Source organism: Tsukamurella pulmonis, from assembly GCF_900103175.1.
Lineage (GTDB): Bacteria > Actinomycetota > Actinomycetes > Mycobacteriales > Mycobacteriaceae > Tsukamurella > Tsukamurella pulmonis.
In genome coordinates this window covers 3797599-3818674 of sequence record NZ_FNLF01000002.1, presented here as the reverse complement: position 1 = coordinate 3818674, position 21076 = coordinate 3797599, and the positions used below count along the sequence as shown (strand labels likewise).

Here is a 21076-nt window from a genome sequence, read left to right as displayed (position 1 = left end):
CATGACCGTCGCCGACGCCGGTTTCGACGAGATCACCGCCCCGCTGCGCAGGGAGTTGCTCGCGCACTGCTACCGCATGTCGGGCTCCGCGTCCGACGCGGAGGATCTCGTGCAGGAGACGTACCTGCGGGCGTGGAAGGCCTTCCACCGCTTCGAGGGCCGGTCGTCGGTGCGGACGTGGATGTACTCCATCGCCACCAACGTCTGCCTCACCGCGGCCACGGCCCGGCGGGTGCTGCCCGTCGGGCTCGGCGGCGAGCCGTCGAACCCGCTGGAGCCGGTCGCACCGTCGGCCGAGGTGCTGTGGCTGCAGCCCCTCCCGGATCGCGCGCTCGGCGACCCGGGGGAGGCCGCGGTCGCGCGGGAGGGCATCGGGCTGGCGATGGTCGCGGCGCTGCAACTCCTCCCGCCGAAGCAGCGGGCAGCCCTGATCCTCCGGGACGTGCTGCAGTTCTCGGCCGCCGAGACCGCCGCCGCGCTCGAGACCTCCGTCGCGTCGGCGAACAGCGCCCTGCAGCGGGCGCGGGCCTCCATCGGCGACGGTGCCGCCCGCGACGGCCGGAAGGCCGCCGAGCTGTCCGAGCACGAGAAGCAGGTGTGGGGCGAGTTCTGCGCCGCCTTCGAGCGGCACGACATCGACGGGGTGGTGCGCATCCTCGCCGCCGACGCCACCTGGGAGATGCCGCCGATCCCGGGCTGGTACCGCGGGGCGCAGGCCATCGGCGAGTTGTCCCGGACCCAGTGCCCCGCGCAGGTCGCCGGGGACCTGCGGATGATCCCGACGGTCTGCAACGGCCTGCCCGCCGCCGCGATGTACCTGCGCGACACCACCGGCGGCGATGTCTGGTCGCCGTTCCAGCTGGACGTGCTGACCTTCACCGACGGCGCTCTCACCCACGTCTGCGCCTTCCTCGACCCGGCGGAGTTGTTCGCGCTCGCGGGCCTGCCGGCCGAGCTGCACTGAGCCCGCCCGCGGGCGGAGGACGGCGCGGGCGCTACGGGATGAAGCGGTAGCCCATCCCCGGCTCGGTGACGAAGTAGCGCGGGTTCGACGGGTCCGGCTCGAGTTTGCGGCGCAGCTGCGCCATGTAGACGCGCAGGTAGTTGGTCTCGCGCGAGTACGACGGGCCCCACACCTCGTGCAGCAGCGTCTGCTGGGAGACGAGGCGGTCGGCGTTGCGGACCAGCACGTCCACGATCTTCCACTCGGTGGGGGTCAGGCGCACCGTCGTGCCGTCGCGGGTGACGGTCCGCGCCTCGAAGTTCACCTCGAACGCCTCGGTCTTCGCAGGCGCCGGGGCGTCGACGAGGCCCGTCCGCCGCACCTGCGCCCGGACCCGGGCGAGGAACTCGTCCATCGCGAACGGCTTGGTCACGTAGTCGTCCGCGCCGATGTCCAGCGATTCGACCTTGTCGTCGCTGCCGTGCCGCGCGGAGAGCACGATCACCGGCGAGGTGCAGAACTGGCGCAGCTTCGCCAGCACCGCGGTGCCGTCGAGATCGGGCAGTCCGAGGTCGAGGACCACCACGTCGGGGGTGCGCTCGCGCGCGATCTGCAGCGCGGAGCGCCCGTCGGCCGCCGTCTCCACCTCGTACCCGCGGGCCTTGAGGTTGATCCGCAGGGTCCGCAGGATCGCGGGCTCATCGTCGACCACCAGAACGAACGTCACGAGACCACCTCACCACTGGACACCGGGTGCGCCGCGGGCAGGTCCACGATCATCGTCAGGCCGCCGCCCGGGGTGTCCTCCGCGGTGAGCGTGCCGCCCATCGCCTCGGTCAGGCCGCGGGCCACCGCCAGCCCCAGCCCCACGCCGTTCCCGGCGGGCGCGTCGCCCATCCGCTGGAAGGGCTTGAACATCGCCTCGCGCTGCTCCTGCGGCACACCGAGCCCGTGATCGCGCACGTGCACCTGCAGGCGGTCCCCGTCGGGCGTGTGCACGCCGGAGACGCCGACGGTGACGGGCCCGCCGCGCGAGTGCCGCACCGCGTTCTCGACGAGGTTCGCCAGCACCCGCTCCAGCAGGCCGGGGTCGGCGAGCGCGGTCGGCGCGTCCTCGGCGAAGTCGAAGGCGAGATCGGCGTCGGGCAGCGCGGTCCAGATCGCCGGCAGCACCTCCTCGATCCCCACCTCGCGGGTCAGTAGGGTCAGCGAATCGGACTGCAGCCGCGACATGTCCAGCAGGTTCCCGACGAGCGAGTCGAGCCGGTCGGCGCTCTCCTCGATGGTCGCGAGCAGCTCGGCCTCGTCCTCGTCGGACCACTCGACGTCGTCGCTGCGCAGCGAGGAGACGGCCGCCTTGATGCCCGCGAGCGGGGTCCGCAGGTCGTGCGAGACGGCGCTGAGCAGCGCGGTGCGCGCGCGGTTGCCCTCGGCGAGGGCCCGGGCCTGTTTCGCCTCGGCACTGAGCGCCTCCCGGTCCAGCCGGGCCGCCGCGTGCGCCGCGAAGGCGACGAGCAGGCCGTGCTCGGAGGCGCTGAGGCGGTCGCCGTTGACGACGAGGGCCACGTTGTCGCCCACCGGCGCGGTATCGGTGCCGTCCTCGGGCGTGAGCGGCGACTCGCCCCGGCCCGCCACCACGGACCACGGGTCATCGGGGGTGTCCCGGCGCAGCAGCGATGCGCCGCGCAGGCCGAAGGTGGCGACGGCCTGCTCCAGCAGCGCCGGCAGCTCGTCCTCCGCCGTGAGGAGCGTGTCCGCGAGCGACGAGAGCACATCCGCCTCCGCGCGGGCGCGGGCCGCCCGCGCCGTCTGCCGCGCCGCGATCGAGACCACGGCGCTCACGGCGATGGCCGTCAACACGAACATCGCCACCGCGAAGGCGTTCTCGCCCGAGGCGATGGTGAACGTGAACATCGGCGGGGTGAAGTAGTAGTTCAGCAGCACCGAGCCCAGCAGCGCGGCGGGGACCGCCGGGCGCAAACCTCCCACCAGCGCCACGACCACGGTGAGAACCAGGTAGAGCATCAGCTCCGTCGGCATCGAGTGCCACTGCCGGGTGTGCGCCAACGCGGCCGTGAGCAGGACCGGCCCCGCCACGGCGAGCACCCAGCCCGCGATGGTGCGCCGCTGCCCCAGCAGCGCCGAGTCGGTGCCGTCCACGCGGGGCAGGCCCCGTCGCCGACGCGATCCGGCGGCCCGCTCGTGCGTGACCACCTGCACGTCGATGTCGCCGGACCCCTCGACGACGGCGTCCGAGACGGGGCGGCGCACCACGGTGGACAGCGCGCGGTGCCGGGACTTGCCGAGCACGATCCGGGAGGCGTTGACGGAGGTGGCGTACTGCAGGATCGCGGCGGCCACGTCGTCGCCGGTGACGATCTGGAAGGTGCCGCCCAGCGATTCCGTGAGCTGGCGCAGCTGCGCCAGCGAGGCGGGCGAGGCACCGGAGAGGCCGTCGCTGCGCGCGACGTACACCGCGCGCAGTTCGCCGCCCGCGCCCTTCGCCGCGATCCGGGCGCCGCGGCGCAGCAGCGTGCCGCCCTCGGGCCCGCCGGTCAGGGCCACGACGGTGCGGTCGCGCGTCGGCCAGGCCGCCGAGATGCCCTGCTCGGAGCGGTACTGCTCGAGTTTCTCGTCGACCCGGTCGGCGAGCCAGAGCAGCGCGAGTTCCCGCAGCGCCGTGAGGTTCCCGATCCGGAAGAAGTGCGAGAGCGCGGCGTCGACCTTGTCGGGGGCGTAGATGTTGCCGTGCGCCATGCGCCGGCGCAGCGCCTCCGGCGTCATGTCCACGAGCTGCACCTGCTCGGCGCGCCGCACCACGGTGTCGGGGATCGTCTCGCGCTGCCGGACGCCGGTGATCGACTCGACGACGTCGCCGAGGGACTCCAGGTGCTGGATGTTGACCGTGGTGATCACCGTGATCCCGGCGTCGAGCAGCTCGGCGATGTCCTGCCAGCGCTTCTCGTTGCGCGAGTCCGGCGCGTTGGTGTGGGCGAGCTCGTCGACCAGCGCCACCGTCGGGTGCGCGGCGATCACCGCGTCGACGTCCATCTCCTCGAGCACGGCGCCGCGGTACTCGGCGCGGCGGCGGGGGATCACCTGCAGGCCCTGTACCTGCGCCTCGGTCTGCGGGCGGCCGTGCGTCTCCACGTAGCCGACCACGACCGACGTCCCGCGGGAGGCGCGCCGCGCGCCCTCGGTGAGCATGGCGTAGGTCTTGCCCACGCCGGGTGCGGCGCCCAGGTAGACGCGAAGAAGCCCCTTCGGCATGTGTCTCCTCCTGAAGGCCCGAGTTACTTCGCCTCGGTGAGCGCGACGTTCAGCTTCACCACGTTAACCCGCTCCTCGCCCAGGTAGCCGAGTTGCCGGCCCTCGGTGTGCGCGCCGACCAGCGCGCGCACCCGCTCCGGCGCCAGCCCGCGGGCCCGCGCGACGCGCTCGACCTGTTGCCGCGCGTACGCGGGGGAGATGTGCGGGTCGAGACCGGAGAAGCTCGCCGTGACCGCGTCGGCGGGGACCGCGGCCGGGTCCACGCCGTCCTCCGCGGCGACCTTCGCGCGCCGCTCGGCCACCAGCGCGACGAGTTCCTCGCTGTTCGGGCCGAGATTGCTGCCGCCGGAGGCGAGGGTGTCGTACTCGCCCGCGGACGGGCGCGGGTGGAACCACTGCGCACCGTCGAAGCGCTGCGCGAGGAGCTCGGACCCGACGACCCTCCCGCCCTGCTCGATCTGCGAGCCGTTCGCCTGCGCGCTGAACGCGACCTGCCCGACGCCCCAGATCACCAGGGGGAAAACGCCGCCGACGACGACGGTCATCACGAGCAGCATGCGCAGGCCGGCGAGCAGCTGGCGCGGTGTGGAACTGAGCATGGGACGTGCCTTTCAGGAGAGCCCGGGGATCAGCTGTACGACGAGGTCGATCAGCTTGATCCCGAGGAAGGGGACGACGATGCCGCCGAGGCCGTAGATGGTGAGGTTGCGCGCCAGCAGCTTGTCGGCCGACTTGGCGGTGTACTTGACGCCGCGCATCGCCAGCGGGATCAGCGCGACGATGATGAGCGCGTTGAAGATCACCGCCGAGAGGATCGCCGACTGCGGGCTGTGCAGCCGCATCACGTTGAGCACGTCGAGGCCCGGGGCCAGGGGTACGAACATCGCGGGGATGATCGCGAAGTACTTCGCGATGTCGTTGGCGATGGAGAAGGTGGTCAGCGCGCCGCGGGTGATGAGCAGCTGCTTGCCGATCTCCACGATGTCGATGAGCTTCGTCGGGTCGGAGTCCAGGTCGATCATGTTCCCGGCCTCCTTCGCGGCGGAGGTGCCCGTGTTCATCGCGACGCCCACGTCGGCCTGCGCGAGCGCGGGCGCGTCGTTGGTGCCGTCGCCGGTCATCGCGACCAGGCGCCCGCCCTCCTGCTGCTGCTTGATCAGCGCCAGCTTGTCCTCGGGGGTGGCCTCGGCGAGGTAGTCGTCGACGCCGGCCTCCTCGGCGATGGCCTTGGCCGTCAGCGGGTTGTCGCCGGTGATCATGACGGTGCGGATGCCCATCTCGCGCAGCTGCGCGAAGCGCTCCCGCATACCGGCCTTGACCACGTCCTTGAGGTGCACGACACCCTGCAGCGTCGGTGCGGCACCGGGTTCGGCGTACGCGACCACGAGCGGCGTGCCGCCGGAGGCGGAGATCTCGTCCACCGCGAGCCGCACGTCGACGGCGCCCAGCGCCTCGCTGACCGCCTCGCCGAGGGATTCGGCGCCGGTATCGCCGTGGTGCTCGGCCGCGGCCCACGCGAGCACGGCCGCCGAGGCGCCCTTGCGGATGCGGGTGCCGTCGGGCAGGTCCACGCCGGACATGCGCGTCTGCGCGGTGAACGGCACGAACGAACCGAGCGCCGTCGGGCCGGCATCGGATTCGCGGCTCGCCGCGGTATGACCGTGCTCGGTCGCCAGGTCGACGATGGACCGCCCCTCGGGCGTCTCGTCGGCGAGGGAGGCGAGCAGAGCGCGCCCGGCGAAGGTGTGCTCGTCGACCCCCTCGACGGGGTGGAAGGACGTGGCGCGGCGGTTGCCGTAGGTGATGGTGCCGGTCTTGTCGAGCAGCAGCGTCGAGACGTCGCCCGCGGCCTCCACGGCGCGACCGGACTTGGCGATCACGTTGCGCTGCACCAGCCGGTCCATGCCGGCGATGCCGATCGCGGAGAGCAGGGCGCCGATCGTGGTGGGGATCAGGCACACGAGCAGCGCCACGAGCACCACCACGTCGACCGCGCCGCCCGAGTAGATCGCCATCGGCTGCAGCGTCGCGACGGCCAGCAGGAAGATGATGGTGAGCACCGTGAGCAGGATGTTCAGTGCGATCTCGTTCGGCGTCTTCTGCCGGTTCGCGCCCTCCACGAGGCCGATCATCCGGTCGATGAAGCTCTTGCCCGGCTCGGTCTTGATCTCGACCACGATGCGGTCGCTCAGCACGCGGGTGCCGCCGGTGACGGCGCACCGGTCACCGCCGGATTCCCTGACCACGGGCGCGGATTCGCCGGTGATCGCGGACTCGTCGACGGTGGCCATGCCCTCGATCACGTCGCCGTCGCCGGGGATGACCTCGCCGGCATCGACGATCACCAGGTCACCGACCTTCAGTTCCGAACCGGCGACCTGCGTCTCGCCGGAAGCGGTGCGCACGCGGGCGATGGTCTCCGTCTTCGCCTTGCGCAGCGACTCGGCCTGGGCGCGTCCGCGTCCCTCCGCGACCGCCTCCGCGAGGTTGGCGAAAAGCACCGTCGCCCAGAGGAAGAGGGCCACGGACCAGGCGAACACGGAGGGCTGCACGATCGCCAGTGCGGTGGTGTACACCGAGGCGATCCACACCACGAAGACGACGGGCTGCCGGATCTGCGTGCGCGGGGCCAGCTTCGCGGCGGCGCGGGGCAGCGCCGCGCGCAGCTCGGCGAGCGAGAAGGCCGAACGCTTCTTCGGTGCCGGGGTGACGGCCTTGGGGTCCGACGGGGTGGGGGTGTCGGTCAGTGTGTTCGTCACTGGGTGACCTCCGAGATCGGTGCGAGCGCGAGGGCGGGGACGAAGGTCAATCCGGCCACCAGGACCACGACGCCCACGGTGAGGCCCACGAACAGCGGGCGGTGAGTGGGGATGGTGCCCGCGGTCGCGGGCACGGGGTGCTGCTTCGCGAGCGTCCCGGCCAGGACGAGGATCGCGACCATCGGCGCGAAGCGGCCCAGCAGCATCGCCGCGCCCAGCGTGTAGTTGAACCACGGGGTGTCGACGGCGAGGCCGGCGAACGCGCTGCCGTTGTTGTTGGACGCGGAGGCGTAGGCGTAGAGCACCTCGGACAGGCCGTGCGCCCCGTCGTTGGTCATCGCGGCCGTGCCCTGCTCCTGCACCACGGTGGCGGCGGTCCCGACCAGCACCAGCGCGGGCATGACCAGGATGTAGAGCGCGGCGAGGGTGATCTCGGGGCGACCGATCTTCTTGCCCAGGTACTCCGGCGTGCGGCCCACCATGAGCCCGCAGAGGAACACCGTCAGGACGGCGATGACGAGCATGCCGTAGAGGCCGGAACCCACACCGCCGGGGCTGATCTCGCCGAGCAGCATGTTCACCAGCGCGGCGCCGCCCGAGCCGGGGGTCAGGCTGTCGTGCGAGGCGTTGACGGCCCCCGTCGACGTGCTGGTCGTCGAGGTGGCGAACAGGGCGGTGCTCCAGTTGCCGAAGCGCACCTCCTGCCCCTCGAGCGCGGCGCCCGCGGCGCGCCCGGCCGCGCCCTGGTTGCCCAGCTGCGCGCCGATGGAGATCGCGGTGGAGACGGCGAAGATCACCGTCATCGAGCCGAGGATCGCGTAGCCCTGCCGGTGGTTGCCGACGAGGTTGCCCAGCATCCGCGGCATCGCGACGGGGATGAGCAGGATGAGGAAGATCTCGAACAGGTTGGTCGCGGCCGTCGGGTTCTCGAAGGCGTGGGCGGAGTTGGCGTTGAAGTAGCCGCCGCCGTTGGTGCCGAGCAGCTTGATCACTTCCTGGCTCGCGACGAGCCCGCCGGTGAGAATCTGCTTCTGCCCGTCGAGACCGACGATCTCGTGGCGCTGCCACAGCGTCTGCACCACGCCCTGCGCCATGAGGATGACGGCGCCGATGACGGCGATCGGCAGCAGCACGCGCAGGGTGATGCGGGTCAGGTCCACCCAGAAGTTGCCCAGCCGGTCGGTGCGGGAGCGGACGAAGCCGCGGATCAGCGCGACCGCCACCGCGATGCCGACGGCCGCGGAGACGAAGTTCTGCACCGCGAGGCCGATCGCCTGCGCGATGAGGTTCATGGCGCTCTCGCCGGAGTACCACTGCCAGTTGGTGTTGGTGACGAAGGAGATCGCGGTGTTGAGCGCCTCGTCGAGGCGCCACTGCTTCGGTGAGGTGCCCGGCAGCCACCCCTGGACGAGCAGCAGGATCGTGAGCGCGACGATGCTGACGGCGCTGAACGCGAGCGCGGCAACCGCGTAGACGCGGTAGCCCTGCTCGGCCTCGGGGTCCGCGCCCACGACGCGGTAGACCAGGCGCTCGACGCGCCAGTGCTTGGGCGTCGTGACGACGTGCGCCAGGTAGTCGCCGAGCGGGCGGTAGGCGATCGCCAGTGCCGCGACCAGGGTGCCGATCGTCAGCAGGCCGGATGCGGTGCCGCTCATCAGAAGCGCTCCGGGCGCAGCAGGGCGTACAGCAGGTACGCCAGGGTGGCGATCGTCGCGGCCAGGGCCAGCGCGTTGGAGATGTCCATGGGCTCCACCAGACCACCGGAAACGCCCGTTTTCACGGCGCCTTAACGCCCCCGATGCGGGTCTTGACGCGTTCTTAGCGGATGATGATTCGGTGACCTCAGCTGCTCCCTCGACGCCCGCGCGGGTACCCGCCGAGGTCTGGGTACTCGTGGCCGCCAGCTTCGTGATCGCCCTCGGTTACGGCGTGGTCGCGCCCGCCCTTCCGGCCTTCGCCCTGACCTTCAACGTGGGTGTCACCGCGGCCTCCGCGGTGGTGAGCGCCTTCGCGATCATGCGGCTCGCCTTCGCGCCGGCGACCGGCCCCTTGGTGAAGGCGTTCGGCGAGCGGTGGATCTACATGGCGGGTCTGCTGATCGTGGCCGCGTCGACATTGGCGGTGGCGTTCGCGCAGACCTACTGGCAGCTCATCGTGCTCCGCGGGCTCGGCGGCGTGGGTTCGGTCATGTTCACCGTTTCGGCCATGGGGCTGATGATCCGCATCGCGCCGCCCGACATCCGCGGCCGCGTGAGCGGCGTGTACTCGTCGAGCTTCGTGCTCGGCGGCATCTGCGGGCCGCTGCTGGGCGGCGCGCTCGTCGGCTTCGGTCTCAAGGTGCCGTTCATCGTCTACTCGGCGGCCCTGGTGATCGCCACCCTCGTGGTCGGGATCGCGCTGCGCGGCAGTTCCCTCGCGGGCCGGGTGGAGGAGTCCGGTGAGCCGGGCACGACGGTGCGCGAGGCCCTCGCCGATTCCGCCTACCGGGCCGCCCTGTTCACGGCCGTCGTCTTCGGCTGGGTGTACTCGATGCGGGTTTCGCTGCTGCCGCTGTTCTTCGCCGCGGTGCTCGACCAGCCCGCCGCGATCGCCGGCTACGCCCTGGCCGCCTACGCGGCCGGCGACGTGCTCGCCATGTTCCCCGCGGGCCGCGCCTCCGACCGCTACGGACGCCGCCCGTTCATCGTCACGGGATTGTTGGTCATCGCGGTGGGGACCGTCGCGCTGGGGCTCACCGATTCGGTGCTGATCGCCTTCCTCGTGACCGTCGTCGCGGGCATCGGCACCGGCCTCGTCGCGCCGACGCTGCAGGCCACCCTCGCCGACGTCGTGCAGGGCAAGGGGCGCAGCGGCGGCGCGCTCTCGGCGTATCAGATGGCGCAGGACGCAGGCACCATCACCGGCCCGCTGCTCGCCGGCGCGATCGCCCAGTACCTCGGCTTCTTCTGGGCCTTCGCCGTTACCGGCGCCCTCTGCGTCGTCGCCGCGATCGCCTGGATGATGGCCCGCGAGACCCGCGTCCCCGCGACGGTCTGAGCACCGCTCCGTCTGCACCGCCCCGCCAGGAGCCGGCGTTTCGCGGGGGTACTCGGTGCCGAGCGGGCTACTGCCAGCTGGGCAGCCAGAGCTCCAGGCGCCACCACCACATCGGGATGGGGGTGGCGGTGAGGATCGGCCACAGCCAGGCGAAGTTCAGCACCACGAGGGTCGTGTAGATGACCACGAGCCACCGGCCCAGTTGGAGTCTCTCGAACCCGAAGTACCGGGCGCGGCCGTCCAGGCCCAGCACTTCGCGGCAGATCAGCGCGATCATGATGCACAGGAAGGGCATCAGCGTCAGCGCGTAGAAGTAGTACATCTGCCGGTCGAGGTTGACGAACCACGGCAGGTAGGTCGCGAAGTACATCGTCACGGGCGCGGTGTACGCCCAGTCCCGCTTGACGAACATCTTCCACAAGGCCCACAGCAGCACGGGGACCGCGATCCACGTCAGCGCCGGCGTGCCGACGGCCATCTCCGCGCGCACGCACGGACCGTCGCCGCACATGCCGCCCGACTGGTCGGCCGTGTAGTGGTAGAGCATCGGCCGCAGGCCCATGGGCCAGGTCCACGGCTTCGACTCCCACGGGTGATGGTTGCCGGCCGAGTTGGTCAGCCCGTCGTGGAAGTCCAGGATCGTGGTCTCGTAGTAGAAGAGGGAGCGCAGTGCGTCGGGCACCCAGCCGAACGGCCCGCCCTCGCCGACCTGGTTGCCCACCGCGTACCGGAAGACCGCGGTCTCGGAGGAGAACCAGGCCCAGAAGGTGCCGAGGTAGACGAGCACGGGCAGCACCGCCAGCGACATGCCCGACGGGACCAGGTCGCGCAGCAGCACCCCGCGCCACGGGCGGATCACGCCGTACTGCCGGCGGTTCGCCACGTCGAAGCCGAGCGAGAGCACCAGGATGCCGATGAGGAAGTAGAGGCCCGACCACTTCACGCCGCACGCGAGGCCCACCATGATCGCGGCGGAGAAGCGCCACCAGCGAAAGCCCAGCCGCGGCCCGTAGAGCGTGTCGGTGATGCGGCCCTCGATCGCGGCGCGGTGCAGGCGCTCGCGCATCTGATCGCGGTCCACCAGGATCATCGAGAACGCGGCGAAGCCGAAGAAGACGAGGAAGATGTCCAGCAGAGCGACGCGCGAGGAGACCATCGTCAGGCCGTCGCAGATGAGGAACAGGCCGGCCAGGCCGCCGATCAGCGTGGACCGCGAGAGCCGTCGTGCCGCGCGGATCACCAGGAACACCAGCAGCGTCCCGCAGACCGCGGACATGAACCGCCACCCCATCGGGGTGTAGCCGAACATCCACTCGCCGATCGCGATCATCCACTTGCCCACCGGCGGATGCACGATCAGCCCGAAGCCGGGATTGTCCTCGATCCACTGGCCGCCCGTGAGCACCTGCCAGCCCTGCGGCGCGTAGTGCTTCTCGTCGAAGACGGGCGTCTGCACCGGTGTGCTGCCGAGGAATCCCGCGTTGCTCGGGTAGCCGAGGTTGAAGAACCGGGTGGCTGCGGCGACGGCCGTCAGCACCAGCGTCACGGTCCACCCGAAGGCGCGGTCGGTGGCGCCGAACACGGCAGGCGGCAGCGTCGGGCCCGGACTGACGACGTCGCGTTCGGCGTCGGCTTGCGGGGATGCCACGGCGGTCACCCGACCCATCGTAGGGTGTGTGCCGTGGGAGCCGAGGACGCGAGCGCAGTGCTGATCGTCGCCGGGGTGCCGATGGGCAACCCGGGCGACGCCACCGCGCGGTTGATCGCCGCGCTCGGGGAGGCCGACGTGATCGCCGCCGAGGACACCCGGCGGGCCCGGTCGCTGGCCGCGTCCCTGAACGTCGAGACCCGGGGCAGGATCCTCAGCTTCTACGACCACAACGAGCAGGGCCGCATCCCGCAGCTGCTCGCCGCCCTCGATGCCGGCGAGACCGTTCTGCTCATCACCGACGCCGGGATGCCGTCGGTCTCCGACCCCGGATACCGCCTGGTCGCAGCCGTCGTCGAGGCGGGGCACCGGGTCACCTGCCTGCCCGGACCGTCGGCCGTCACCACCGCCCTGGCCCTGTCCGGGCTGCCCGTCGAGCGGTTCCTGTTCGACGGTTTCGCCCCGCGTAAGTCCGGCGCCCGCCGGTCCTGGCTCACCGAGCTGGTGACGGAACGTCGCGCGGCGGTCTTCTTCGAGTCGCCGCACCGCCTCGCCGAGACCCTCGCCGATGCCGCGGAGGTCCTCGGAAACGAGCGTCGCGCCGCGGTGTGTCGCGAGCTCACCAAGACCTACGAGGAGGTCCGCCGCGGTTCGCTGGGTGAGCTCGCCGCGTGGGCCGCCGAGGGTGTGCGCGGCGAGATCACCGTCGTCGTCGAGGGCGCCGCGGCCGTCTCCGCGAACCCCGAGGACCATGTCGCCGCGGTCCTGCGCCTCGTGGACGCGGGGGAGCGGCTCAAGGACGCCTGCGCCGCCGTCGCCGCGGAGACCGGCGCCTCCAAGCGCGAGCTCTACGAGGCGGCGCTGGCCGCGCGCTGAACCCCGCTCGTCCCGGACGCTGGGCGGCTCAGGATCAGCCGCAGCGCACCCACCACGAGGAGGCCGCCCACGGCGAGGTCGAGGTAGTGGCACGCCATCGCGCCGAGGTAGGTGGGGCCGCCCCACGCGTTCACGGTGAAGTTCGGGTCCAACCCGGCGAGCACCTGCACCCCGGCCCGGAACGCGGCGAAGACGAGCAGGCCCAGCAGCGGCGCCGCGAGCGCCAGCCGCGCCGGGGTGAGGGCGGGCGTGCGGGGCGGCCACCGTCGGGCCCGGATCCCGAGGACGAGCACCGCGCCGACCACGGCCACCACCGCGTGCTGCGGCCAGGCGGCGGTCCACCCGACGAAGCCCGCGACCTCCGGATCGCGCCGGGTGAAGAGGTAGCCGCCGAACACCACACCGGCGGCGAAGGCCACGGCCAGTAGCTGCAGGAACCGGCGGAGGGCGGGAACGCGGAAGTCGACCATGCCCCCAGCGTCGCGCCGGAGGGCGCCCGCCGTCCTCACCCGCGCGGGTGAGATCCGGGGCGGTACCCGACGATCGTCGCGGCCTTGTCCAGGCACTCGCGCCACTCCGCGTCGGGCTCGGAGTCGATGGTGATGCCGCCGCCCACGCCGAGCCGCAGGGCGCCGTCGCGCGCCTCGACGGTGCGGATCGCCACGTTGAGGTCGAGCCCGGTCAGCGGGTGGTCGATGCCGATCGCGCCGCAGTAGGTGCCGCGGGTGTGCTTCTCCCACTGCCGGATCCGGCCGCGGGCGGAGAGTTTCGGGGTGCCGGTGACAGAGGCGGGCGGGAATGTCGCCTCCAGGAGGTCGGCGCGGGTGGTGCCGGGTCGCTGCCGGGCGGTCACCGTCGAGACCAGGTGCCAGACGCCGGGCGCGGGCTCGACCCGCAGCAGTTCCGGGGTCCGCACGGAGCCGGTGCGCGCGACGCGGCTCAGGTCGTTGCGCACCAGGTCGACGATCATCACGTTCTCGGCGACGTCCTTGACGCTCGCCCGCAGTTCCTCGGGCGGGCGGATCAGCGGCAGCGTCCCTTTGATCGGGCGCTCGGTGAGCAGGCCGTCGCGCTCGGTGAGGAATGTCTCGGGGGAGAAGGAGGCGACCGCGCCCCAGTCGCCCTCGAGGTAGGCGGCCTTCGCGGGCCGGGTCGCGGCGGCGATGTCGGCGAACATCTCGAGCGGATCGCCGGTGAGCGCGCCGTCGAACCGGGTGCACACATTGACCTGGTAGACGTCGCCCGCCCGGATCGCCTCCTGGCAGGCGAGGACCGCGGCGCGGTGATCGGCGCGGTCCGGCGGGGTCCAGGTGGCCGACCACGGCCGTGCGGCGGGGGCGGTGTCGGGGACCGCGAAACCGAGATCGGTGCAGGTCCAGCGACCGTCGCCGTGCTGGAGCAGCAGCGGACCGGGATCGCCGCCGATCGTCTGGGGCAGCAACCGGGCTTCGTCGGTGGCGTCCGGGTAGCCGACGATCCCGAGCCACGGAGCGCCGTCGGGGGCGGTCCCGGGAGTCAGGCGTGGCGCCGGCGCGATGACGGCCCGGTAGCCGCCCCACGCGCCCAGCAGAGCCGCGGGCCGGTGGCCGCGCTCCCGCAGCGCCCGCAGCATGTCGACCGGATGCACCGCGCCATCCTGTCATGCCCGCATCCGACGAAAGTGGGACGGATCTCGGGGAGAAATGGGTAATTAGCCGGATGTGCCGGGCCGCGCGGAACGGAAGAGTAGGGCGTGGCCGGCGGATCTCTCCCACTCACCTGATCCGCCCGCCACCCATACCACGAGGAGGAGCGATGAACTCGGTGATCGACGGCGGCACGGATCTCGGTGGGCGCCTGGCCTGGGTGCACGTCGCCCACGGCGAGCGCAGCCAGGTTCGCTTCTACGCGGAGGGCGAGTTCGCCGGTACCGCGACCGAGGCGCCGACCGTCGACACCGAGGTCATCGGCGTGGACTACGACGTGGTCTACGTGCGCTACGGGCGCGACATCGCCCGCTTCCAGCTCGACGGGACCGGCGCGGTCATCGCGCTGGACGCGGTACCGTCCGCCGTTCTCGCCGGCTGACGAGCACCGCGACCCCGCGACGATCCCCCACGCGATCGCGAGCTATCCGAACGCCCCGCACAAACGTCGTCCCCGGCGGCGCGACCCCGGCGTTTCCCCTGCTCGTGGAATCCGAGCGCCGCTGGGGACGACGTTTGTGCGCTTATCTCCAGTAGCCGTCAGGGCACGTAGTCGGTGGTCCGCAGGTGGTCGCCGTCCGCGATCTTGCGCGCCAGACCCGCGGCGACCTTCGGGAACTGGTGGAAGACCTGGTCGTACGACACGCGCAGCACCGCGAACCCCAGTGTGGCCAGGGTGAGGTCGCGCTCGCGATCGGTCTCGATCGCCTCGCCGCCGTGATGTTCCTCGCTGTCGCATTCGATCACCAGGCTCTTTCCCACGAGCAGGTCCACGCGTCCCACACCGGGGATGAAGACCTGTGTGCGGTGATCCAGTCGCTCGCGCCTGACGTGCAGACGCACCCGGGTCTCCGTGCCGGATTCCGCTGCGCCGTCCACGGCCAGCAGCGCGCGATGTACTCGTCGGGGGCCGCTCCTGAACAAGCCGGTCAGTTCGCCCGGCTGCAGGAGCCTGCGATGGAGTACCGAGTCGAAGACCGCGGTCAGCTCGCCGCCGTGCACACAGTCGGCGGCGGCGAGGAGGGCGGTGGGCACGTTATCGACCAGCGCGATGGGCCCGCCGATCGAGGCTCCGCACACCGTGACGCCCTTGGGGTGGTGGCGCCGTCGGGCGCGTTCCGGCAGCCGCACGTGCAGGCCGCGAGCGGATTCCGGCACCCACACCCGGTGGCGTGCCAGCGCGGACATGCAGCTGACGCCGCCGCCGATGGTCACCGCCCGCACGACATCCGGATCGGCGCCGGGCTCGGCGAACCAGCCGGGCCGCAGGCGCATCATCCGTTCGCTGTGCACTGCGGCGCGGATCGCCCGCGGCGTGTGCCCTGCGGACTCGAGTTCCGCCCGTGAGATGACTCCGTATTCCCCCATGCCCGCATCGTGGGCCCCGCGACGGCCGCCGACCCCCGCGGACGGCGGCGCCTGTGGAGGGATCCAGCTCGTCCACAGGCGCGCCGCGAGGGGTTGACCGGCTCACCGAATCGTGCTTGCGCGATGCCGATAAGCTGGGCGCACCATGGCTGCAGACAAGGCTTTCTACATCACCACGGCGATCGCCTACCCGAACGGCGTGCCCCACATCGGGCACGCCTACGAGTACATCGCCACCGACGTGATCGCGCGCTTCCAGCGACTCGACGGCTTCGACGTCTTCTTCCTGACGGGCACGGACGAGCACGGTCTGAAGATGCAGCAGACCGCCGCCAAGGAGGGCATCGAGACCAAGGCGCTGGCCGACCGCAACGCCGCCGCCTTCGAGGCGCTGCAGCGCGCCGTGGGATCGACCTTCGACCGGTTCATCCGCACCACCGACGCCGATCACTACGAGGCGTCGAAGGCCATCTGGCAGAAGATGGTCGACGCGGGCGACATCTACCTGGGCAAGTACTCGGGCTGGTACTCCGTGCGCGACGAGGCGTACTACGCCGAGGACGAGACCACCGTCACCGAGGACGGCACCCGCGTCTCCACCGACACCGGCACCGAGGTCGAGTGGACCGAGGAGGCGTCGTACTTCTTCAAGCTGTCCGCCTACCAGGACCGGCTCCTCGAGCTCCTCGACCGCGAGGGCGGCTACCTCGAGCCGGCCACCCGCCGCAACGAGATCGTCAGCTTCATCAAGGGCGGCCTCAAGGACCTGTCGATCAGCCGCGACACCTTCGACTGGGGCGTGCCCGTCCCGAACGACCCCGACCACGTCATGTACGTGTGGGTGGACGCGCTGACCAACTACCTGACCGGCGCCGGCTACCCGGACACCGAGTCGGAGCAGTTCCGCACGTACTGGCCGCCGAAGCTGCAGATCATCGGCAAGGACATCATCCGGTTCCACGCCGTCTACTGGCCCGCGTTCCTCATGAGCGCCGGCATCGAGCTGCCCGAGCGGGTCTTCGCCCACGGCTTCCTGTTCAACAAGGGCGAGAAGATGAGCAAGTCGGTCGGCAACGTCGTCGACCCGCACGCGTTGATCGCCGAGTACGGCCTCGACGCGCTGCGCTTCTTCCTGCTCCGTGAGGTCAGCTTCGGCCAGGACGGCAGCTACAGCCACGAGGCCATCGTCGGCCGCATCAACGCCGACCTCGCCAACGAACTGGGCAACCTCGCCCAGCGCTCGCTGTCGATGATCAACAAGAACTGCTCCGGCACGGTCCCCGACCCCGGCGCGTTCGCGCCCGAGGACGAGGCGCTGCTCGCCCGGGCCGACGGGCTGCTGGAGACCTCGCGCCGGCACGTCGGCAACCAGGCGCTGAACCTGTACCTGGAGGCGATCTGGGAGGTCCTCGCCGAGACCAACCGCTACTTCTCGGCGCAGGAGCCGTGGAAGCTCAAGGCCAGCGACCCCGCGCGCATGGGCACGGTGCTGTACACGACCGCCGAGGTCGTCCGCCAGGTCGCGCTGCTGCTGCAGCCGGTGATGCCGGAGTCGGCGGAGGAACTGCTCACCCTGCTCGAGCAGCCGAAGGACGCGCGCACCTTCGAGGCCGTCGGCACCCGCCTCGTGCCCGGCACCGCGCTGCCCAAGCCGCAGGGCGTCTTCCCGCGCTACGTCGAGCCCGAGGCCGAGTAGCCGCACCGGGCGCGGTCGTCCGCGCCCGGCCCGGCGGCTACGGCGTGGTCGCGAGGATCGAGAACTGCGCGGCGGCCTTCTGCCGGGCGACGGCGGCGTTCGTGTCGTCGACCGAGGCGACGTACCGTCCGACGGGCATCCAGCAGTAGGTGCGGTCGCCGCCGCTCATGCACTTCACCGCCGGCAGTTGCGGGATGCCCGCGACGGCGGGGTTCTTGCTCGCCGCCGTCTGCACCATCGTGGTCGCCGCGGCCGCGTCGCGCGTGCGGTAGACCACGCTGCCGGCCTGCCCGACGAGGTCGACGCCGGCGGCGGTGATGGTGCCCAGGTTGCTGATGTCGGCCACGCGATGCTTGTACCCGGCGAGGTCGTACCAGTTCTCGAACAGTGCCGCCTCGGCCTGGTTCGACTGCGGCAGTGTGCGGGAGAGGATGCCGTCCTTGTCGATGTCGAGCGTCTGGATCTTGCCGACGGGGGTGGGCGTGAAGCCCTTGAGCTTCGGCAGTTCCAGGCCGAGGGCCTTGGTCACGAACTGCGCGCCCTGGTCGGTGGAGGGGCCGGTGCCGCTGACGTTCACGACGAACGGGCCCTGTACGACGTACGCGTCGACGGTGCCGGGCTTGAACTCGGAGGCGATCACCTCGGGCGCCCCGTCGACGGTGACCTTCACGGGACGCGCGCCGGCGGTCGCGGTGCGCACGGCGTCCGCCGCCTTCTTCGCCGCCTCGTCGGTGTCGAACCGGTAGAGGCCGATCCGTACGGCGACGTTCGGGTCCTTGAGCGCGTCACCGCGCGTGGTGGTCATGCCGACGCGGAAGTCGTTGGCGCCGAACGCGGCGGCGGTGGCGTCGGGGACGCGGGTGTTCAGCCCGGCGGTCTCGACGATGGGGTACGAGCGCAGCGCGGCGCCGCCCATGGTCAGCCGCGGATCGACCTCGTCGGCCTGGATCAGTGCCTCGTCGCCCATCCGATTGCCCTCGGCGACCCACGACCGCTGCGCCGAGACGGTGATGGTGCGGGCCTTCGTCGGGTAGCCGCCGACGTCGAGGCCGGCGGGGACCGGGACGGTCGGGTTCGCGGGGGCGCTGGACGTCGCGGACGACGGGGCCGACGACGGGGCGGCCACCGGGTCGCCGCCCGTGGTCCCGCAGGCGGCGAGCAGGGCGGCGCCGCCGACGAGGGCGACGGACAGGACGGACTTCTTCATGCGTTTCTCCTCGGGTGTGCTGCGACGAGCACAGCAGGCGCGCCTTCGCGGGCGCTTAACGGGCGATTAAACATGGTCCGAACGAACCCGGTGCGAGGACGACCGGAACAATGGACGGCATGGGTAAGAAGAAGCCGCCGCCTCCGCTGCCCGCGCCGCTGCCCGGCCTCGTCGATGCGCACACGCACCTCGACGGCTGCCGCGCCCGCACGCCCGAGGCGGTGCGGGAGCTGGTCGACCGGTCGGCGTCGGTCGGCGTCGACCGCGTCGTCACCGTCGCCTGCGACCTCGAGCAGGCGCGCTACGTCATCGACGCGAGCCGCTGGGACGAGCGCGTCTTCGCGGCGGTGGCCCTGCACCCCACGGACGCGCACCAACTCGAGCTCGACGGTGCGCCGGAGGAACTCGAGCGCCTGGCCTCGGACCCGCGGTGCGTGGCGATCGGGGAGACCGGCCTGGACTGGTACTGGCTCGGCAAGCGCGAGGACGTGGCGACCCCGGCGCAGCAGCACGCGGCCTTCGAGTGGCACATCGACCTGGCGAAGCGGCTGGGAAAGCCGTTGATGATCCACAACCGCGAGGCCGACGCCGACATCCTGGCGGACCTCGAGCGGTTCGGCGCCCCCGAGACGGTGATCTTCCACTGCTTCTCCGGCGACGCGGCGATGGCGCGCGAGTGCGTCGATCGCGGCTACGTGCTCAGCTTCTCGGGCACCGTCACGTTCACCAACGCCACCGAGCTGCAGGAGGCGGCGCGCCTGGTGCCCGACGATCAGCTGCTCGTCGAGACCGATGCGCCATATCTCACACCCCACCCCTACCGGGGTACGCCCAACGAGTCGTATTGCATCCCCTACACCGCTCGCTACCTCGCTGACCTGCGCGGAGTCGCGCCCGAGCAGATCGCGGCGGCCACCACGGCGACCGCGGAGCGCGTGTTCGGGGAGGGCTTCGCACGCGCGAAATGAACAGAAGCTGGCACGACCCCCACTTCTCCGTTACCGTACTGTGATGTAACGGCGACCGAAACGTCGCCAGCGGTTCCACCTTGCAGTCCACCCATGGGAAGTCACCAGTGCCTGAGCTCGACGCAGACGACAACACCACCACGGTGGATCAGCCCACCTCGCACCCGCGCCGCGGGGCCTTCGGCGCCACGGGAGAGCGCACCGCCGAGTTCGACGTGACCCGCGTCTTCGCGCGGTTCGGCGACGTCGCCGGCACGCAGCTCGACACGGAGGCCGATCTCGAGATCCTCGAGCTCGAGGCCGAGGTCTACGGCGACGAGGCCGTCGAGGAGGCCGAGAGCCTGGCCCTGGCGGCCGAGGCCGAGTACGCCGCGCAGCACCAGGCCCCCGCCGCGATCGTCGAGCCCGCCGTCCTCGACGAGGACGACGAGGTCGAGCCCGAGGCGCAGGCCGAGACCGGCGAGACCAAGGGCGGCGTCATCGACGGCCTGTCCGCGCGCTTGGAGAACACCCCCGTCCGCGCCGTCACCGGCGCGATGCTGGTGGCCCTGATGGCCACCGGTGGCACCGCCGCCGCGCTGTACCAGGACTTCACCGTCACCGTCGACGGGCAGGTCCGCGAGGTCTCGACGATGAGCCGCTCGGTGAAGTCGATCCTCGGTTCGGCGGGGATCTCCGCCGACGCCGCCGACAAGGTGAGCCCCGCCCTGGGCGAGTCGGTCAAGCCGGGCGAGTCGATCACGGTGCAGCACGCGCGCGACGTGGCCGTCAACGTCAACGGCAAGGTCCGCACCGTCAAGACCACCGACCTGACGATGGGCGCCGCCCTCGCCTCGGCCGGCCTCGGCGATGCGAAGAACTTCGTCTCCGTCCCGCTCGACACCCAGGTCCCGCTCGACGGTGCCGCCGTCTCCGTGATGACCCCGGTCACCGCCACCGTCCTCGACGCCGGCGGCAAGGTCACGGCCAACGCCGCCGGTCGCACCGTCGGTGAGTACCTGGCGAAGATGGGCGTGCCGCTCATCCAGCAGGACTCGGTCAAGCCGAGCGCGGGCACCCCCGTCACCCCCGGGATGACGATCAAGGTCAACCGGAACCGGACGGCGGACGTCACGGTCATGGAGCCGTACACGGCGCCGCCGAAGAAGGTCGACGATCCGAAGCTGACCAACGGCAAGACCGAGATCAAGGATCCGGGCAAGCCGGGTAAGCAGGAGGTCCAGTACCGCGAGCACGTGGTGGACGGCAAGGTCGTCTCCCGCGAGAAGATCGGCTCGAAGGTGATCGACGCGGGCGTCGCCGGCGTCACCGCCGTCGGCACCGCGCCCGGCGCGCCGTTCGTGCCGGCCGGGTCCGTCTGGGACCGCCTGGTGCAGTGCGAGGCCACCGGCAACTGGGCCATCAACACCGGTAACGGCTTCTACGGCGGCGTGCAGTTCACGCAGCAGACCTGGATGGCGTTCGGCGGCGGCAAGTACGCCCCGCGCGCCGATCTGGCCACCCGCGAGGAGCAGATCGACATCGCCCGCAAGACCCTCAAGGGGCAGGGCTGGGGAGCGTGGCCGTCCTGCTCCTCGAAGCTGGGCCTCTCCGGCAACTCGGAGTAAGTAGACTCGAGCG

At 71.5% G+C, this 21076-nt stretch carries 18 protein-coding genes; 7 read left to right on the top strand and 11 right to left on the bottom strand.

Annotated elements, in window-relative coordinates; translation table 11 throughout:
- The first annotated feature begins 1 nt into the window (after position 1).
- Entirely contained in the window at positions 2–964 is a 963-nt protein-coding gene (locus tag BLQ62_RS18675) for a sigma-70 family RNA polymerase sigma factor (protein ID WP_068568033.1), read from the top strand.
- A 31-nt stretch (positions 965–995) separates the two neighbouring features.
- On the opposite strand, the gene BLQ62_RS18670 is transcribed toward BLQ62_RS18675, so the two are convergent.
- The 6 genes from BLQ62_RS18670 to BLQ62_RS18645 are packed head-to-tail and all read right to left on the bottom strand — an operon-like array spanning position 996 to position 8716.
- Complete coding sequence (locus BLQ62_RS18670) at positions 996–1670, bottom strand: response regulator (RefSeq protein ID WP_068568035.1); 675 nt, start codon at positions 1668–1670, stop codon at positions 996–998.
- Positions 1667–4213, bottom strand: coding sequence for an ATP-binding protein (locus BLQ62_RS18665; RefSeq protein WP_068528509.1), 2547 nt, complete (start codon positions 4211–4213; stop codon positions 1667–1669). The genes BLQ62_RS18670 and BLQ62_RS18665 overlap by 4 nt, the downstream gene beginning before the upstream one ends.
- A 23-nt stretch (positions 4214–4236) precedes the next feature.
- A complete protein-coding gene (gene kdpC / locus BLQ62_RS18660; protein ID WP_068568037.1) occupies positions 4237–4812 on the bottom strand; it encodes a potassium-transporting ATPase subunit KdpC in 576 nt (191 codons plus the stop codon).
- A 12-nt stretch (positions 4813–4824) separates the two neighbouring features.
- Complete coding sequence (gene kdpB / locus BLQ62_RS18655; RefSeq protein ID WP_414929930.1) at positions 4825–6972, bottom strand: potassium-transporting ATPase subunit KdpB; 2148 nt, start codon at positions 6970–6972, stop codon at positions 4825–4827.
- Positions 6969–8627 carry a potassium-transporting ATPase subunit KdpA gene (gene kdpA, locus BLQ62_RS18650; protein ID WP_068528516.1) on the bottom strand — a complete coding sequence of 553 codons (1659 nt, stop codon included), beginning with the start codon at positions 8625–8627 and terminating at the stop codon, positions 6969–6971. The genes kdpB and kdpA overlap by 4 nt, the downstream gene beginning before the upstream one ends.
- The gene (locus BLQ62_RS18645; protein WP_082756801.1) at positions 8627–8716 is read right to left on the bottom strand and encodes a potassium-transporting ATPase subunit F; all 90 of its coding nucleotides are present in this window, start codon (positions 8714–8716) and stop codon (positions 8627–8629) included. Before BLQ62_RS18645 ends, kdpA begins: the two co-directional genes overlap by 1 nt.
- Positions 8717–8808: 92 nt before the next feature.
- Between BLQ62_RS18645 and BLQ62_RS18640 the strand changes: the two genes are divergently transcribed.
- Positions 8809–10008, top strand: a complete 1200-nt coding sequence (locus tag BLQ62_RS18640) for an MFS transporter (protein WP_068528519.1) — start codon at positions 8809–8811, stop codon at positions 10006–10008.
- A 67-nt stretch (positions 10009–10075) separates the two neighbouring features.
- On the opposite strand, the gene BLQ62_RS18635 is transcribed toward BLQ62_RS18640, so the two are convergent.
- Positions 10076–11674 carry a dolichyl-phosphate-mannose--protein mannosyltransferase gene (locus BLQ62_RS18635; protein WP_068568039.1) on the bottom strand — a complete coding sequence of 533 codons (1599 nt, stop codon included), beginning with the start codon at positions 11672–11674 and terminating at the stop codon, positions 10076–10078.
- Between the two features lie 15 nt (positions 11675–11689).
- Here BLQ62_RS18635 and rsmI point away from each other — a divergent pair, with 15 nt between their 5' ends.
- Positions 11690–12532: a 16S rRNA (cytidine(1402)-2'-O)-methyltransferase gene (gene rsmI, locus BLQ62_RS18630; RefSeq protein ID WP_269451331.1), complete on the top strand. Its 843-nt coding sequence runs from the start codon at positions 11690–11692 to the stop codon at positions 12530–12532.
- Here the strand turns inward: rsmI and BLQ62_RS18625 are convergent.
- Positions 12505–13002, bottom strand: coding sequence for a hypothetical protein (locus tag BLQ62_RS18625; RefSeq protein ID WP_068568041.1), 498 nt, complete (start codon positions 13000–13002; stop codon positions 12505–12507). The genes rsmI and BLQ62_RS18625 overlap by 28 nt on opposite strands.
- 35 nt (positions 13003–13037) lie before the next feature.
- The gene (locus BLQ62_RS18620) at positions 13038–14159 is read right to left on the bottom strand and encodes an aminodeoxychorismate synthase component I (RefSeq protein ID WP_231857706.1); all 1122 of its coding nucleotides are present in this window, start codon (positions 14157–14159) and stop codon (positions 13038–13040) included.
- A gap of 167 nt (positions 14160–14326) precedes the next feature.
- Between BLQ62_RS18620 and BLQ62_RS18615 the strand changes: the two genes are divergently transcribed.
- The gene (locus BLQ62_RS18615; protein ID WP_068568043.1) at positions 14327–14599 is read left to right on the top strand and encodes a hypothetical protein; all 273 of its coding nucleotides are present in this window, start codon (positions 14327–14329) and stop codon (positions 14597–14599) included.
- Between the two features lie 158 nt (positions 14600–14757).
- Here BLQ62_RS18615 and BLQ62_RS18610 read toward each other — a convergent pair whose 3' ends face one another.
- Positions 14758–15585 (bottom strand): endonuclease domain-containing protein, encoded by an 828-nt coding sequence (locus BLQ62_RS18610; protein ID WP_068568045.1) that lies wholly within the window; start codon positions 15583–15585, stop codon positions 14758–14760.
- Positions 15586–15730: 145 nt separating this feature from the next.
- On the opposite strand from BLQ62_RS18610, the gene metG reads away from it, so the two are divergent.
- Entirely contained in the window at positions 15731–17281 is a 1551-nt protein-coding gene (metG, locus tag BLQ62_RS18605) for a methionine--tRNA ligase (protein ID WP_068568047.1), read from the top strand.
- A 37-nt stretch (positions 17282–17318) separates the two neighbouring features.
- Here the strand turns inward: metG and BLQ62_RS18600 are convergent, their stop codons facing one another.
- Entirely contained in the window at positions 17319–18488 is a 1170-nt protein-coding gene (locus tag BLQ62_RS18600) for a DUF7373 family lipoprotein (RefSeq protein ID WP_068568049.1), read from the bottom strand.
- A 119-nt stretch (positions 18489–18607) separates the two neighbouring features.
- On the opposite strand from BLQ62_RS18600, the gene BLQ62_RS18595 reads away from it, so the two are divergent.
- Positions 18608–19456: a TatD family hydrolase gene (locus tag BLQ62_RS18595; protein ID WP_068530306.1), complete on the top strand. Its 849-nt coding sequence runs from the start codon at positions 18608–18610 to the stop codon at positions 19454–19456.
- Between the two features lie 107 nt (positions 19457–19563).
- Positions 19564–21063 carry a resuscitation-promoting factor gene (locus BLQ62_RS24385; protein WP_115391322.1) on the top strand — a complete coding sequence of 500 codons (1500 nt, stop codon included), beginning with the start codon at positions 19564–19566 and terminating at the stop codon, positions 21061–21063.
- Positions 21064–21076: the final 13 nt, after the last annotated feature.

What these genes read in the sequence shown, in the direction of transcription:
- BLQ62_RS18610 (WP_068568045.1), bottom strand. Translation starts at nt 15,585, where the DNA reads ATGGGGGAATACGGAGTCATCTCACGGGCGGAACTCGAGTCCGCAGGG.
- kdpA (WP_068528516.1), bottom strand. Translation starts at nt 8,627, where the DNA reads ATGAGCGGCACCGCATCCGGCCTGCTGACGATCGGCACCCTGGTCGCG.
- BLQ62_RS18675 (WP_068568033.1), top strand. Translation starts at nt 2, where the DNA reads ATGACCGTCGCCGACGCCGGTTTCGACGAGATCACCGCCCCGCTGCGC.
- metG (WP_068568047.1), top strand. Translation starts at nt 15,731, where the DNA reads ATGGCTGCAGACAAGGCTTTCTACATCACCACGGCGATCGCCTACCCG.
- BLQ62_RS18625 (WP_068568041.1), bottom strand. Translation starts at nt 13,002, where the DNA reads ATGGTCGACTTCCGCGTTCCCGCCCTCCGCCGGTTCCTGCAGCTACTG.
- BLQ62_RS18665 (WP_068528509.1), bottom strand. Translation starts at nt 4,213, where the DNA reads ATGCCGAAGGGGCTTCTTCGCGTCTACCTGGGCGCCGCACCCGGCGTG.
- BLQ62_RS18615 (WP_068568043.1), top strand. Translation starts at nt 14,327, where the DNA reads ATGAACTCGGTGATCGACGGCGGCACGGATCTCGGTGGGCGCCTGGCC.
- BLQ62_RS18645 (WP_082756801.1), bottom strand. Translation starts at nt 8,716, where the DNA reads ATGGACATCTCCAACGCGCTGGCCCTGGCCGCGACGATCGCCACCCTG.
- BLQ62_RS18595 (WP_068530306.1), top strand. Translation starts at nt 18,608, where the DNA reads ATGGGTAAGAAGAAGCCGCCGCCTCCGCTGCCCGCGCCGCTGCCCGGC.
- BLQ62_RS18635 (WP_068568039.1), bottom strand. Translation starts at nt 11,674, where the DNA reads ATGGGTCGGGTGACCGCCGTGGCATCCCCGCAAGCCGACGCCGAACGC.
- kdpC (WP_068568037.1), bottom strand. Translation starts at nt 4,812, where the DNA reads ATGCTCAGTTCCACACCGCGCCAGCTGCTCGCCGGCCTGCGCATGCTG.
- BLQ62_RS18600 (WP_068568049.1), bottom strand. Translation starts at nt 18,488, where the DNA reads ATGAAGAAGTCCGTCCTGTCCGTCGCCCTCGTCGGCGGCGCCGCCCTG.